Here is a 13,703-nt window from a genome sequence, read left to right as displayed (position 1 = left end):
TCCCCCCCCCCGGCCCCCCCCCAGGCGGCCCCCCCCAGGGGGCCTCCCCCCCCCCCCCCCCGCAAAAAGGGTCGGCCGGGGGGGGGGGGGGTTTTTTTGGGGGCCCCTTCCTTCCCCGCCCCTTTGCCCCAAAAACCAAACCCCCCTCCCCCCCCGGCCGCCGCCCCAGACGGAGGCGGGGGGGGTAGCCCCCCGCCGGCGCGGTGCGGCGGTAGCGGCGGTACTCCAGGGCCCGCCGGTCCAGGTATACCCGGGCCCCGGCCAGCAGGGCGGCCAGTACCTCGGTCTCCCCGGGACTGCCGGGGGCCAGGGCCGCCAGACGGCCCATGGCGTCCACCGGCAGCCAGGTGATGACCAGGGTGGAGCCCCGCCACTCCAGCCTCACGGCAAAATCAGTCCCCGGTCGCCCTTCTTAAAACCACAGGCGTTGGCCTCGTCATAGTCGATGTGGACGGCGGTGGAAAACTTGGGGGAGACCCGCACCTCCACCTCTTCAAAGACCACCGGCCGGGCAGTGAAGGCCTGCAGGCGCACCGCCTGGCCGTTTGCCACGCCGAACCGGGCGGCGTCGGCGGGGGTCATGTGGATGTGCCGCTTGGCGGCCATGAGCCCCCGGTCCAGCACCACCGCCCGGTCCCCGTGGCGGAGCGTGACGCCGGGGGTGCCCTCAATGTCTCCCGACAGCCGCACCGGCGGCGTGATCCCCAGGGCCACCCCGTCGGTGAGGGAGATCTCCACCTGGCTCTCCGGCCGCTCCGGCCCCAGTACCACCACGTTCTGCAAAATGCCCCGGGGCCCCTCCAGGGTCACCCGCTCTGCGCAGACAAACTGCCCCGGCTGGGACAGGTCCTTCACCCGGTTGAGCCGGTAGCCCGGGCCGAACAGAGCCTCCACGTGGTCCCGGGACAGGTGGACGTGGCGGCCGCTGGCCTCCATCTCCACCGTCAGGCGGCTGACGATCCGGTCCGCCAGCCGCTCCAGAGAAATCATACTAATTGCGCTCATACTGTCCCCCCTTCAGCTTGATCATCATGATCCACATGAGGGAGGAGAGCCGGTTGAGCCCCAGAATGATATCCCCCCGGGTCACCGCCCCGTCCGCGTCCTGAAAGGCGGCGTAGGCGGACAGTTCCGTCTGCCGCACCAGGGTGCGCAGCTTATTCACCGCCAGCAGGGCGGGAGGATCGGTATGGGCGGGGAGGAAGTGGGGCTGGCCCAGGTACTTGTCCGGGTAGTGGGAGTATTCCCGCAGCTGCCCGGCGTCGTAGCCGCACAGGTTGATGTCCTTTAACGGCTCGTCCAGCACGTCGCACCGGATGAAGTTCCGCACGAAGGCGAGCACCTCCTCCAGCTCGGACACCAGTTTGGGATAGTCCGCCGCCGCCCGCTGGGTCAGCAGGATCTCCGCCTCCAGGGCGTCGATCATCCCCCGGAAGGCGATGCGGGGGTGGTCCTTGGGCACCAGAATGTTCCCCTTCAGGTGGGTCATGTGTTCCGGTTTTTCAGTGAGGGTGGCGCCGGACAGGGTGCGGTACATGGCGGGGGAGAGGGTGTTCCCCTCCTCCCGCCCCTGGGGGTACACCGCCTGGATCTTGTGGGCGGCCAGCCAGTCCCTGGCCCCGGGGGTGAGGGTCTGGCCCTTGTTTACCACCACCGGCCCCCGGGTGCCGTTGTCCGACATCCGGCGCACGTCCTCACGGGTGAGCAGCTCCATTTACTCGCTCTGCCCCTCGCCGCCGTGAGGCAGGATGTGGTCCACCTCGGCGTGGGGGCGGGGGATGACGTGGACGGAGATCAGCTCGCCCACCTTCTCGGCGGCGGCGGCTCCCGCGTCGGTGGCGGCGTTCACCGCGCCCACGTCGCCCCGGACCATGACGGTCACCAGACCGCCGCCCACCTGCTCCTTGCCCACCAGCTGGACGTTGGCGGCCTTCACCATCGCGTCGGCGGCCTCGATGGCCCCCACCAGTCCCTTGGTCTCTACCATACCCAGTGCGTTCGTATTTGCCATGTTGCGTTCTCCTTTCTGTTTGGGGGCGGCCTTGCGCTCGCCCCGCTTGGGGGGATTTTTTGTTTTCTGCCTGGCCGAAGGGGCCTTATCGACGGGCAGATGGGGCGCGCCGCCCGCGCTGCCGGCGGGCTCTCCGCTGCCGGCGTAGACGGTGTGCTCGCTGTCCTCTTCCAGCCCTTCCGGTGCTTCGGCCAGCAGGGCGTTGGTCAGGTTCTGGGCCTCCTGTAAAATGGCCTCGTGGGGATTGAGCAGCACACCGTCGGCGTTGACTTCGCTCATCTCACTTCAGCCTCCCCATGATCTGCTCCACCAGCCGGTCCAGCAGGCTGTCGTCCACGGTGTAGGGGGCGCTGCCGGAGGCGGCCTGTCCCCGGAGCGCTTCCAGTTCCTTCACACCCCAGGCCACCCGCTTGATGTTGATCAGGTCCAGGGGCCCGATGTTGTTGGAGCTGGAGGAGCCGCCCACCGCGCCGCAACCCAAGGTGAGGGCGGGGAAGAGGCAGGTGGTGGCTCCGATACCGCCCAGAGAGGCGGGGGTGTTCACCAGCACCCGGCTGGCGGGGACGGCGGCGCCGAAGCGCTTGGCCACGGCCTCGTCCTCGGTGTGGATGGCGAAGGTGTGGCCCGCGCCCTCCCACTCCAGGATCTCGATACACCGGCGGAGTACCGCCTCCTCGTCCGGCTCCACATAGCAGGCCAGGATGAGCCCCAGCTTCTCGCTGGAGTAGGGGTGGCCCTTGCCCACGCCGGTCTCCTTGGCTACCAGCACCCGGGCGTCTTTGGGCACCCGGGTGAGGCCCGCCAATTTTGCCACCGTCTCCACGCTCTTGCCCACGATGGCCGGGTTCATGGTGCCGTTGGGCCGCAGGATAAACCGGGAGAGCTGTTGTGTCTCCTCCTCGTCCAGCAGGTAGGCCCCCTGGGCGCGGAGGGTGGCCTTCACCGCCGGCTCCATCCGCTGCTCCATGATGATGCTCTGCTCACTGGCGCAGATGGTGCCGTTGTCAAAGGTCTTGGAGTCCAAAATCCGCTTCACCGCCAGATCCACATTGGCGGTGTGGTGGATATAGGCCGGGCCGTTGCCCGCCCCCACGCCGATGGCCGGGGTGCCGGAGGAGTAGGCCGCCTTCACCATGGCCGCGCCGCCGGTGGCCAGGATCAGCCGGGTGGTGGGGTGGCTCATCAGGGCGTTGGTGGCCTCGAGGGTGGGGGTGGAGATGCAGGAGATGCTGCCGGTGGGGGCTCCCGCCCGCTCCGCCGCCTGGCGGATCACCTTCACCGTCTCCATGATGCAGCCCACCGCGCTGGGGTGGGGAGAGAAGATAATGGGGTTGCCCGCCTTCAGGCAGATCATGGCCTTGTAGATCACCGTGGAGGTGGGGTTGGTGGAGGGCACCAGCCCGGCCACCACCCCCACCGGCACCCCGATGTCCACCGTCCGGTGCTCCTTGTCCTCGTGGAGGATGCCGTGGGTCTTCTGATCCTTGATGGCCTCGTACAAGGTCACCGCCGCGAAGCGGTTCTTGATTTCCTTGTCCTCTTTTTTACCGAATCCGGTTTCCTCCACCGCCATGGCCGCCAGCCTGGCGGCGTGCTCCGCCCCGGCGGCGGAGATGGCGGCGGTGATCCGGTCCAGGTCCGCCTGGCTCATGCCCGCCAGGGCGTTCTGGGCCCGCTTGGCCTGGGTCAGCAGGTTCCGCACCTCCTGGATGGAGCGGAGGTCCTTGTCAAATTCCATAGGGTCACACCTCCTTGGGATGGGCGGCCACCGCTTTTACCGCCTCGGCAAAGGCGGCTGCCGCCGCGTCGCAGGCACTCTGGGTGCCGGTGAGCAGTCCGCCGCCAAAGTTGGTCTCGCTGGGGGGCTCGAACAGGGTCACCAGCTCCACGTCGGCGGCCTTCATGGCCTCGTCCAGGCCCACCATGGCCTCCAGGGGCGGGGCAATGAGATAGGCCAGAGCCTCCCCCTCTTTTACCCCCGCCGTCTTGGACAGATAGGTGCCTGTCCGGGAGACGGTGTGGGCGAAGTAGACGATGGAATCGTCCTCATTGGCGGAGCGGAAGCCCACTCCGCTCTCCATAAAGTCGGCGCAGGCCCGCAGGCCGGATTCCACCTCCGCCGGGTTGGGCCCGGCCAGGATGCCGATGACCTCGCCTGCCAGCTTGGTGGAGGCATTGGCCGCGCCGGCGTACAGGGAGCGGCCGTACACCACCTCCACCGCCGCCGCCTTGGTGGCCTCGTCCAGGGCGCAGTAGGTCACGTCGTCGCTGTCGGCGGTGATGAGGCCGATGGAGCGGTACTGCCGGGGCAGGCCCAGCTTTTTGGCCAGCGTCTCACTGACGTTGGCGATGGTGTGAGTGGCCAGTACCTTGGCCGGGATCAGATCGCCTGTCATATGCTCACCCCTTCAGATCGATACCGCTGGCCTTTTTGTCCAGCATGGTCTTGATGAGTTCCGCGATGTGGGCCCCCGCCTCCACCGCCGTGGTGCCCCCCTTGTGGATGTTGGAGATTACCGTCCGCTTGGATTCCGGGATGCCGATGTGGGGCTTGTAGGTCAGGTAGGCGGACATGGATTCCGCCGTCACCAGGCCGGGCCGCTCACCCACCAGCATGCACACCACCTCCGCGCCGGTCAGGTCGCCGATGTGGTCGGAGGCGCCCACCCGGCAGTACTTCACGTAGAGCACCGGGCCCCCCTCCAGGCCGTAGGCCTTCAGCCCCGCCCGGATGGCCTGGAGGCAGTCCACCGCGTTGGCCTCGATGGCGGCGGAGGAGAGGCCGTCTCCCACCACCAGGGCGATTTTGGGGCTCTGTCCAAAGGTTTTCTTGATGATGGCCTGATTGGCCTCGTCAAACCGGCGGCCCCGGTCGGGCCGGGTCAGGTACTCGTCCTTGGTCTGGCACAGGGTCTGGACGGGGGTAAAGCCGTTCTGGGCGGCAAACTCGTCGGGCACGTGGGAGAACACGGAATCCTGAGCCGCCGCGTGGTCGGCCCGCATCCGCAGCATGGACAGGGTGCGGTACCGGGCTCCGGCCCGGCCCAGGCCCAGACGGGCGGGCGTCTTTTTCTTCAGCTCCAGGAAGGCGCTGCCGTTGCGGGGGTTTTCCACCAGATACTGTCCCCGCAGGTCGGTCTGGGTGATGTCCTCCAGGCAGCCAGAGGAAGGGGCCTGGGCGGCAGGAGAGGGGGTGGTATGCTTGATTGGCCCCTCTCCCGCCATCTCCAGTACCATCCGCTCCACCAGGGAGCGCAGTTCTTTTTCGTCCAAAGTCAAAACCTCCTTACCCTAGCAGCACCGACGCGTCCCCGGCCAGGGGGGTCAGCCTGCCGTTCTCCACAAAGCCCATGTCCTCCAGCCACCGCTGGAAGGGGGGGATGGCGGTGAGGCCGAACAGCTCCCGCAGGGCGGCGGTCTCGTGGAAGCCGGTGGTCTGGTAGTTGAGCATCACGTCGTCCCCGTGGGGGATGCCCATAAAATAGTTGCACCCGGCGGCGGTAAGCAGCACCGCCAGATCCTCGATGTCGTTCTGGTCGGCCTTCATGTGGTTGGTGTAGCAGGCGTCGCACCCCATGGGCACCCCGGTGAGCTTGCCCATGAAGTGGTCCTCCAATCCAGCCCGAATCACCTGCTTGGAATTATACAGATATTCCGGGCCGATGAAGCCCACCACCGTGTTCACCAGGTAGGGCTGGAACCGCTTGGCAAAGCCGTAGCACCGGGCCTCCATCACCACCTGGTCGGCGCCGTGGTGGGCCTCGGAACTGAGCTCGGAGCCCTGGCCGGTCTCAAAATACATCACGTTGGGCCCCACGGCGGTGCCCTCCTTCAGGGCCAGCTGCCGGGCCTCCTCGATCAATTTGCCGTCCAGGCCGAAGGCCTCGTTGCCCTTCTGGGACCCGGCAATGGACTGGAAGATCAGGTCGCAGGGTGCCCCCTTCCGCACCGCCTCCATCTGGGTGGTGACGTGGGCCAGCACGCAGATCTGGGTGGGGATGTTCCAGCGGTTGCGCACCTCGTGGAACCGGTCCAGCACCCGGCGCACACTTTCCACCGAATCGTCCACCGGGTTCAGGCCCAGCACCGCGTCCCCGGCGCCGTAGGTCAGGCCCTCCAGCAGGGAGGCCAGGATGCCGTCCGGGTCGTCGGTGGGGTGGTTGGGCTGGAGGCGGCAGGACAGGGTGCCCGGCAGGCCGATGGTGGTGTTGCAGTGGGCGGTGACCTTGATCTTCTTGGCGGCGTAGATCAGGTCCATGTTGCTCATCAGCTTGGCCACGGCGGCGATCATCTCCGCCGTCAGACCCCGGCTCACCCACCGGATGGCGTCCCCGTCGTGGTTTTCCGCCAGCAGCCACTCCCGCAGGTCGGACACCGTCCAGTTCTTGATCTGGTCGTAGATCTTCTCGTTTACGTCGTCCTGGATGATGCGGGTGACCTCGTCCTCCTCGTAGGGTACGGCGGGGTTGTTGCGCAGGTCGGCCAGGGTCAGGTTGGCCACCACCACCTTGGCCGCCACCCGCTCCTCTGCGTTCTCTGCGGCGATGCCCGCCAGCCGGTCGCCCGACTTCTCCTCGTTGGCTTTGGCCAGGGCGTCCTTTACCGATTTGAATTCGTAGACATGCCCCAGCAGCTTGGTCTTGAGTATCATGTGATCGCTCCTTTGCGGCTACGATTTGTGAAATGCAAGGGTCTTGATAACGATGGGTAATACGGAACCCCCGGCCACCGGGGCCCCGATGTCGATATAGTCCCCGTTGTCCATCCCCACCCCGTCCAGGCAGAGCAGGGGGCCGGACACCAGGGCGGCCATGGCCTGGCCCAGCACCTTGGCCTGGTCGGCCTCCACCGCCACAATGGGTATAAATCCCGCCCGGCGCAGGGGCTCCAGACCGTCCACGATGCCCCGGGCCAGCGCCTGGATGCGGGCATAGCTGGGGTTTTGTTCCCCCCGGAGGGCCAGAGCCAGCTGCACCAGCCCGCCCTGGTCGGCGTACCAGCCCAGTTTGTCCCGGATGGCGGCGGACAATTCCTCCGCCGGGGCTTTTTCCTCCGGGGCGGTCAGCTTGAGAATGGGGATATTCTTCAGGGGGAAGGAGATGTCCCGGTAGAAGATGGTGGAGCCGGAAAGGTCGGTGGCGTGGCTGCCCGCCCCCACCACCGTGGCCCGGATGGTCTCGGTCCCCCGGAAGCGGTTCACCTGCCGGAAGGCGGGAGAGGCGGCGATGGCCTGCCCCAGCAGCACCCCGATGTCCCCGAAGGCCAGCCAGTCTGACCGCGGCTTGTCGATGCAGTCAGCCACGCCCCCGGAGAAAGACACCGCCGGCACCGGCTCCGGCACCCAGCCGGTGCCCTGGGTGAGGAAGGCGTCCAGCCGGTCCCGGCCGGGCCGCAGCCCCGCCGCCTGCTCCAGGGCCTCCACCATGGTGTGGATGACCGGCCTCAGGCCCTCCGGCGTGACGGCCTCGCCCACCTGGGGCGCGGGACACCCGGCCCGGGCAAACACCGGCGACACGTAGGTGACCCTCCCGCCACCATCCAGCTTGATGAGCCGCCCGCCCACGTCCAGACAGCCGGTGGCGGTCAGCTCCCCATGGGCGTATTTGGCCAGGTTGGCGGTGCCGCCGCCGATATCAAAGTGTAATACCGTGGTGTGATGCTCCCGGGAGTATTCGTCCGCACCCGCTCCACGGGCGGCCAGGATGGATTCCAGGTCGGGCCCGGCGGTGGCCACCACAAAGTCCCCGGCGAACTCCGACAGGGCGGAGAGTACCTCTCTGGCATTCTCCTTCCGGGCGGTCTCCCCGGTGATGATGACCGCGCCGGTGTCCACCTGGGCGGGGGAGAAGCCCGACTTGCGGTACTCCTCTGCCACGATGTCCCGCACTCCGGCGGCGTCGATCACCGTGTCGGACAGCAGGGGGGTGAAGTGGATGTCGGACCTGTAGAGCACCTCCCGGTCCGAGATGGCCACCCTGGGCACCGTGAAGGGGGCGGCCCGGTTCTCCAGGGTCAGCCAGGACAGAATGAGCTGGGTGGTGCTGGTGCCGATGTCGATGCCCACCGACAGCAATTGCTCCCCCATCAGGTCAGCTCCTTCAGAATGGCCTTCACGTCGTCGGCGGTGACCGGCCGGGGATTGGCGGGGGTACAGCGGTCGGCCAGGGCGGCGTCGGCAATGGCGTCGGCGTCGGCCTTCACGGCCTTTCCCTCCACTCCGCAGGCGGACAGCCTGGCGGGCAGCTTCAGCTGGCCCCGCAGCCGGTCCAGGCCGAAGGCCAGGGGCCGCCAGGTGGGGGAGAGGCCGCAGGTCTTGGCCAGTTTGCCGTACTTTTTGGCGGCCCTTTCATCTGCGGCATTGAAGCGGATCACGTGGGGCAGCAGCATGGCGTTGAGCCGCCCGTGGGGCACGTGGTATTTGCCTCCCAGGGTGTGGGCCATGCCGTGGCTCAGTCCCAGTCCGGCGGCGTTGAAGGCCAGCCCCGCCAGGTTGGAGGCCAGCAGCATATTGGCCTTGGCCTCCTGCTCCCCCCGGAAGGCGGCGGGCAGGTTCTCCCAGGCCAGGGAGAAGGCCTTCTCCGCCAGGGCGTCGGAGTAGGGGGTGGCGCCGGTGGCCACATAGGCCTCGGCGGCGTGGGTGAGCACGTCCATGCCGGTGTCCGCCGTCACGGCGGGAGGCACCCCTTTTAAGAAGAAGGGCTCCAGCACCGCCAGCTGAGGCAGCAGGCTGTCGTCCACCAGGGGGTACTTGATCCCCTTCTGACTGTCGGTGAGGACGGCGAAGGAGGTGACCTCCGATCCGGTGCCTGCGGTGGTGGGAATGGCCCACAGGGGCGGACGGAGGGTGGAGAAGTGGGCCATGGCCTTGGCGCAGTCCATGGGGGAGCCGCCCCCGAAGGCCACCAGGGCGTCGGGCCGGAATTCCTCCACCTTGTGCACGCCCTTGGCCACCACCTCCAGGGGCGGGTCGGGGACCACATCGGTGAAGGTCTCCACCGTGCAGCCTGTCAGACGGGAGAGAATTTGATCCAGCAGGCCCGAGCGGGCCAGAAATGCATCGGTAACCACCAACACCCGCCGGCCCGCCAGCTCACCCAGGGCGTCCAATGCCCCGGGGCCGAAGCAGACGGTGGTGGGAACGGAAAATCGCTCCATTATGGCTTTTCCCTGCCTTTCCAGTGGTTTTGAGACAGGGTTAGTATGGGAAAAAGAGCAAAAAATATGTGCGGCCAGACCGCACAACGCAAAAATACCCGCCAGTCGTATGCAAAGCGCATACTTTTAAGAAGATTTTTGGAGTGATATACTAAAAACAAAGGAACCAATTGGGAAAAAGGATAGGTGATTACATGAAAAAGTGGATCAGTTTGCTGCTGTGTCTGGCCATGGTACTGGCCTGGCTGCCGGCAGGGAGCCCCTTCGCGGCGGCGGCGGACAGTTCGCCCTTTGACGGCGGCAGCGGCACGGCGGAGGACCCCTATCTGGTGTCCACGGTGGAGCAGCTTCAGGAGGTAAGGAACTATTCCAGCTCCAACTTTTTGCAGACCAACGACATTGACCTGAGCGGGGTTTCCTATATGCCGTCCCAGTCCATCGCGGAAGGCGGCGTGTATGACGGCGGGGGCAACCGCATTACGGGATATAAGGGTTCCTCCGCCCTCTTTTCCTCCAACAGCGGAACCATTCAGAACCTGGGTCTGCGGGACAGTGAAATTACTTATATCAGCAGTCCGTACGGACAGCATCTCACCTATACCATTGGCGGGATGGTGGGGACGAATAGCGGCACCATCCATAACTGCTATGTGGATAACATGGATATGAGCGTATCCATTTCCATGCAGGCTACCCATAGCTTTTCCACCCTTACATTGAATGTAGGGGGGATGGTGGGGATTAACAGCGGCACCATCAGCTGCTGCTATATCACCGGCTCGGTCTCCGGCTCCGGCACGTGCAAAAAGTACAACATTGCAGGCGCGGAAGCGGGAGCCAGTGTATATGTGGGCGGTATTTCCGGAAGAAACGTAGCGAGAATCAATGAGCCGGGTACCATGAATAATTGTTACAGCATGGCTGAGGTCACCGGAGGTACAAACGGCACGCTGAGCGGTTTTAACGGGGCGACGATCACCAAGTGCTATTACAATGGGCCCAGAGCCACCGGCTCGGGTGCCGGCAGCGCCGATGCTACGTACAAAAGCCTGAACGAGATGAGAAGCGCAGCCTTTGCCAACGAGCTGAACGGGAATAGCAGCCCCCACAACTGGGAGATGGGGAGGACCAGCGGCGGCGATGTGGCTGTCGTCCAGACCATGCAGAACCTGACCGTTTCCACCGACCATCCATCCGGTACGTATCATATGCCGATTACAGTTGGGTTCACCAGCGACGGTTCACCTTACTTCGATCTGCTCTATTACTCCATCGACGGAGTGACCGAAGGCTGGCAGACCTACAATGGGCCGATTACGTTGGATCAGGATGCAGTGGTCCGGGTGCGTGCGGTACACAGCTACAATCCCAATGCCTACCGGGTCAGTACCTTCCGGTATAAGGCGGCCAAGTATCCGGTAGAGGCCAGCCCGGCGCCGGGCACCTATACCACTGTGCCGCAGACAATTACCCTTACCACTCAGACGCCTGACGCGAAGATCTATTACACCACCGACGGCACCGTTCCGACCGACAAGAGCACCGGCTATAGCGGCCCATTCTCTATCTTCAAGAATACGACTGTGACTGCGGCGGCCAAGGTGGGCGATGAGTGGGGAGATCCCCTGAGCTTCACCTACAAGATATCCCCTGAGATCACAGCAGACAAACCGGCGGGGGACTATACAGCGCCCTTTACGGTGAAGCTGACCAGCTCCGTGCCCCAGTATGATATTTACTATACAGTGGACGGTTCCTCTGACCCCACTGTCAATGGGACGAAGTATGACCCGGACCAGGGAATCGAGATTTATAAGACAACCACCCTCCGGGTGGCCAGCACCTTTGAGGGGGAGTGGAGCGACATCACCACCTTCCAGTATGATTTTTCGGAGCCGGTAATCACTCCGTCGGTGGAGCCGGGGGAGCATGACGATGTGGTACATCTCACTCTGACGTGCGATACGCCCTACGTGACCCTGTCCTATTATGCGTCCGACCTGGGTATGCCGGAAACGGCGTATGAGCCGGGGGATACCATTGACATTTACAAGAGCACAAAGCTGACGGTATATGCCAGGTACAACGGCCAGTTTGTGACCAGGGAGGACTGGACCTACACCCTTCCGGAGCCGGAACTCATTGCGGAACCCGAAGCGGGGGCATACAATCAGATCCAGACCATTACCCTGAGCAGCAATATCCCGTCCTATCAGCTCTGGTATACGCTGGACGGCAGCGATCCGGCCACGGACGGCGTGCCTTACAGCGGACCTTTCGAGCTGGACCACTCTGCCACCCTGAAGGTGTGCGCCAAGTACGGTGAGCACGTGGTAAAGACCGGCAGCTTCAGCTACAATCTGTCTGCCGTCCCCAGCGTGACCGCCGATCCCGCTGCGGGAGACATCACGGCCCCGGAAGATATTGAGCTATCTGCGCCCAATACGTTTTACACCATCTATTACACCACTGACGGCAGCGATCCCAAAACCAGCTCCACCAGAGCCCAATATGATGGGGCCATCCATATTGAGGACCCGGAGCCCATTACCATCAAGGCGGTACCGGAGCTGAACGGCACCTATGGCACTACCAGTACATTTCGCTATACCTTCAGCAGCCAGAAGCTGGCCATGGAAAAGACAAAGCTGGAAAAGCGCACCGATTACGAGATCGCCTTTACTGTGACAAATACACAGCCAAAGGACAGGACTGTGGATCTCTATGCGGCGGCCTATCAGAACGGCAAAATGCTGGGTACAGCCGTGAAGTCCATGGAGCTGTCCAGCGGAACAGAGAAGAAGGCTGTTACCCTGCACTATCCCTCCGTGGACCAGCTTCCGGCAGACGCCCAGATCAAGGTGTTCTGCCTGGACAGCGTGACCAGGCAGCCTTACTGTGAGGCGCTGACCTATGAGATGTCGGAAGTCAAGGTGATCCAGGAGCTGGTCTCCATCTCGGTTTCGCCCAACCCCATTGTGGGGCAGGTAGGCGAAAAACTGGACCCGCCTACGGTGACCGCTCACTACATCAACGGCAAACCGGACGCAGTCGTGTCAGCTGATATAAGATCGAATTCCGATGTTGTCTGGGTCAACTCTTCCGAACGGACTTTGTCTATCCGAGAGGAAGGAACCGGATCCATTACCGTCTCCTACAGCGAGGGCGGCATTACCAAGAGCATCGAGGTGCCGGTCACAGGTGTGGCGCCGGTACTGAATCTGGGCTTCCTGGCCGATCCCGAGGCCGATCCCCTGCCGGAGGACGCCATTCCCATTTCCAGCGCCCAGCAGCTGGCAGCTATCGAGAGCGCGGACAGCGCGGGCAAGACCTACTACCTGACCCGTGATATCCAGCTCACCGGCGAGTGGGAGCCCATCTACGGCTTCCAGGGCACCCTGGACGGTCGGGGCCACAAGATCAGCGGGCTGTATATCTCCTCCTCCAGCAAGCAGAAGCTGGCGGGACTGTTTGCCTCCGCCTTCGATGCCGCCTTTAAAAACCTGGCGGTAGAGATCGCCCCCGGAGGCGTCAGCGCCTATGATAGCACCGCTGGCGGCGATGTAGCCTACGCTGCCGGTCTGGTGGGACAGTCAAGGAATACGGATTTCATCAACTGCTACACGATCGGCGGGCCGGTATCCGCCACCGGAGCCGCGCCCTATGCCGGCGGCCTGGTGGGCTATCTGATGAACCAGCCGGACAACCGGGTGATCAACTGCTTCTCTCTCTGTGATGTGTCGGTCAAATCCACCCAGGCCACAGCCAGCAATAACTGTATGGCAGGCGGCCTGATCGGTGAGCTGGAGAGCGGAAATGGGTATCAGAAGACCACGATTTCCCGCTGCTATGCCACCGGAAACATATCGTTGAGCTATCCGGGCGGAAACAGCGGAAGCGCGGGGACCCAGGCCGGCGGCCTGCTGGGCGGCGGAAGCCGCCTGGAGGTCAGCGACTGCTTCGCGTTGGGTGATGTTACTGTCAGAAAGAGCGCGGGTTACACCAGTTCCTCCCTGTATGCCGGCGGCCTGGGCGGCTGGCTGATTGAGACCACCCTGGAGCGGTGCTATGCTGACGGATTTGTGTCCGGCGGTTACGATTCCCGTGTGGGCGGCCTGATAGCAGCAGCGGCCGAACGGATCATAAATTGTTATCGGCCAGCTCGGAATGCCCTTGGCACCAGTTACTATTACGGGGGAACGGAGATCGGCGATCCTTATGCCCAGAGCTCCTACTCCGGCTTTGATTTCAACAGCACCTGGACAATCACCCAGGGTGCCTTCCTGGGCAAGGCCCATCTGCAGTATCAGAACTGAACCTTCCTAAAAAGCGAGCGGCGGGTCCCCATTCCGGGGGCCGCCCCCCTGTTGGGGAGGGGAAAAAAGGGAGGGGAAAAAAAATTAAAAAGGGGCGTAGACCCTCCGGGTGGGCAGCACCACCAGGAGGAAGGCGGCGGGGGGGAGGGGGGCAAAGAAATTTCCCGGGGAATTTAAACAGAGGGGGGGGGGCAGGCCGCGCAGGGAGAGGGGGAGGGGGG

11 protein-coding genes are annotated in these 13,703 nt (G+C 64.3%); 1 reads left to right on the top strand and 10 read right to left on the bottom strand.

Annotation, left to right across the window (positions count from 1 at the left end):
- From E0E41_RS18765 to E0E41_RS15505, 10 genes are all read right to left on the bottom strand, one after another.
- Positions 1-385: hypothetical protein (locus tag E0E41_RS18765; RefSeq protein ID WP_207303231.1), on the bottom strand; the 385-nt coding region annotated here is incomplete at its 3' end.
- A complete protein-coding gene (pduL, locus tag E0E41_RS15545; protein WP_130870663.1) occupies positions 382-1,005 on the bottom strand; it encodes a phosphate propanoyltransferase in 624 nt (207 codons plus the stop codon). The genes pduL and E0E41_RS18765, both read right to left, overlap by 4 nt.
- Positions 992-1,714 carry an ATP-binding protein gene (locus E0E41_RS15540; RefSeq protein ID WP_130870662.1) on the bottom strand — a complete coding sequence of 241 codons (723 nt, stop codon included), beginning with the start codon at positions 1,712-1,714 and terminating at the stop codon, positions 992-994. The genes pduL and E0E41_RS15540 overlap by 14 nt, the downstream gene beginning before the upstream one ends.
- The gene (eutM, locus tag E0E41_RS15535; protein WP_130870878.1) at positions 1,715-2,011 is read right to left on the bottom strand and encodes an ethanolamine utilization microcompartment protein EutM; all 297 of its coding nucleotides are present in this window, start codon (positions 2,009-2,011) and stop codon (positions 1,715-1,717) included.
- 280 nt (positions 2,012-2,291) lie between these two features.
- Positions 2,292-3,749 (bottom strand): acetaldehyde dehydrogenase (acetylating), encoded by a 1,458-nt coding sequence (locus E0E41_RS15530; protein WP_130870661.1) that lies wholly within the window; start codon positions 3,747-3,749, stop codon positions 2,292-2,294.
- A gap of 4 nt (positions 3,750-3,753) precedes the next feature.
- The gene (gene eutL / locus E0E41_RS15525; protein ID WP_130870660.1) at positions 3,754-4,407 is read right to left on the bottom strand and encodes an ethanolamine utilization microcompartment protein EutL; all 654 of its coding nucleotides are present in this window, start codon (positions 4,405-4,407) and stop codon (positions 3,754-3,756) included.
- A gap of 4 nt (positions 4,408-4,411) precedes the next feature.
- Entirely contained in the window at positions 4,412-5,284 is an 873-nt protein-coding gene (gene eutC / locus E0E41_RS15520; RefSeq protein ID WP_130870659.1) for an ethanolamine ammonia-lyase subunit EutC, read from the bottom strand.
- 13 nt (positions 5,285-5,297) lie between these two features.
- The gene (locus tag E0E41_RS15515) at positions 5,298-6,662 is read right to left on the bottom strand and encodes an ethanolamine ammonia-lyase subunit EutB (protein WP_130870658.1); all 1,365 of its coding nucleotides are present in this window, start codon (positions 6,660-6,662) and stop codon (positions 5,298-5,300) included.
- An 18-nt stretch (positions 6,663-6,680) separates the two neighbouring features.
- Positions 6,681-8,096 (bottom strand): ethanolamine ammonia-lyase reactivating factor EutA, encoded by a 1,416-nt coding sequence (locus E0E41_RS15510; RefSeq protein ID WP_130870657.1) that lies wholly within the window; start codon positions 8,094-8,096, stop codon positions 6,681-6,683.
- A complete protein-coding gene (locus tag E0E41_RS15505; RefSeq protein ID WP_130870656.1) occupies positions 8,096-9,166 on the bottom strand; it encodes a 1-propanol dehydrogenase PduQ in 1,071 nt (356 codons plus the stop codon). The genes E0E41_RS15510 and E0E41_RS15505 overlap by 1 nt, the downstream gene beginning before the upstream one ends.
- 194 nt (positions 9,167-9,360) lie before the next feature.
- Here E0E41_RS15505 and E0E41_RS15500 point away from each other — a divergent pair, with 194 nt between their 5' ends.
- On the top strand, positions 9,361-13,482 hold the full coding sequence (locus tag E0E41_RS15500) for a chitobiase/beta-hexosaminidase C-terminal domain-containing protein (protein WP_130870655.1): 4,122 nt from the start codon (positions 9,361-9,363) through the stop codon (positions 13,480-13,482).
- Positions 13,483-13,703: the final 221 nt, after the last annotated feature.

The sequence above is a fragment of the Intestinimonas massiliensis (ex Afouda et al. 2020) genome, from assembly GCF_900626285.1.
GTDB lineage: Bacteria > Bacillota > Clostridia > Oscillospirales > Oscillospiraceae > Flavonifractor > Flavonifractor massiliensis_A.
Note: the sequence above shows the minus strand (reverse complement) of the source record. Positions and strands in the feature narration are given on the sequence as shown.

Coding starts and splice junctions, on each gene's coding strand:
- pduL (WP_130870663.1), bottom strand. CDS start 1,005: ATGAGCGCAATTAGTATGATTTCTCTGGAGCGGCTGGCGGACCGGATC.
- E0E41_RS15540 (WP_130870662.1), bottom strand. CDS start 1,714: ATGGAGCTGCTCACCCGTGAGGACGTGCGCCGGATGTCGGACAACGGC.
- eutM (WP_130870878.1), bottom strand. CDS start 2,011: ATGGCAAATACGAACGCACTGGGTATGGTAGAGACCAAGGGACTGGTG.
- E0E41_RS15530 (WP_130870661.1), bottom strand. CDS start 3,749: ATGGAATTTGACAAGGACCTCCGCTCCATCCAGGAGGTGCGGAACCTG.
- eutL (WP_130870660.1), bottom strand. CDS start 4,407: ATGACAGGCGATCTGATCCCGGCCAAGGTACTGGCCACTCACACCATC.
- E0E41_RS15515 (WP_130870658.1), bottom strand. CDS start 6,662: ATGATACTCAAGACCAAGCTGCTGGGGCATGTCTACGAATTCAAATCG.
- E0E41_RS15510 (WP_130870657.1), bottom strand. CDS start 8,096: ATGGGGGAGCAATTGCTGTCGGTGGGCATCGACATCGGCACCAGCACC.
- E0E41_RS15505 (WP_130870656.1), bottom strand. CDS start 9,166: ATGGAGCGATTTTCCGTTCCCACCACCGTCTGCTTCGGCCCCGGGGCA.
- E0E41_RS15500 (WP_130870655.1), top strand. CDS start 9,361: ATGAAAAAGTGGATCAGTTTGCTGCTGTGTCTGGCCATGGTACTGGCC.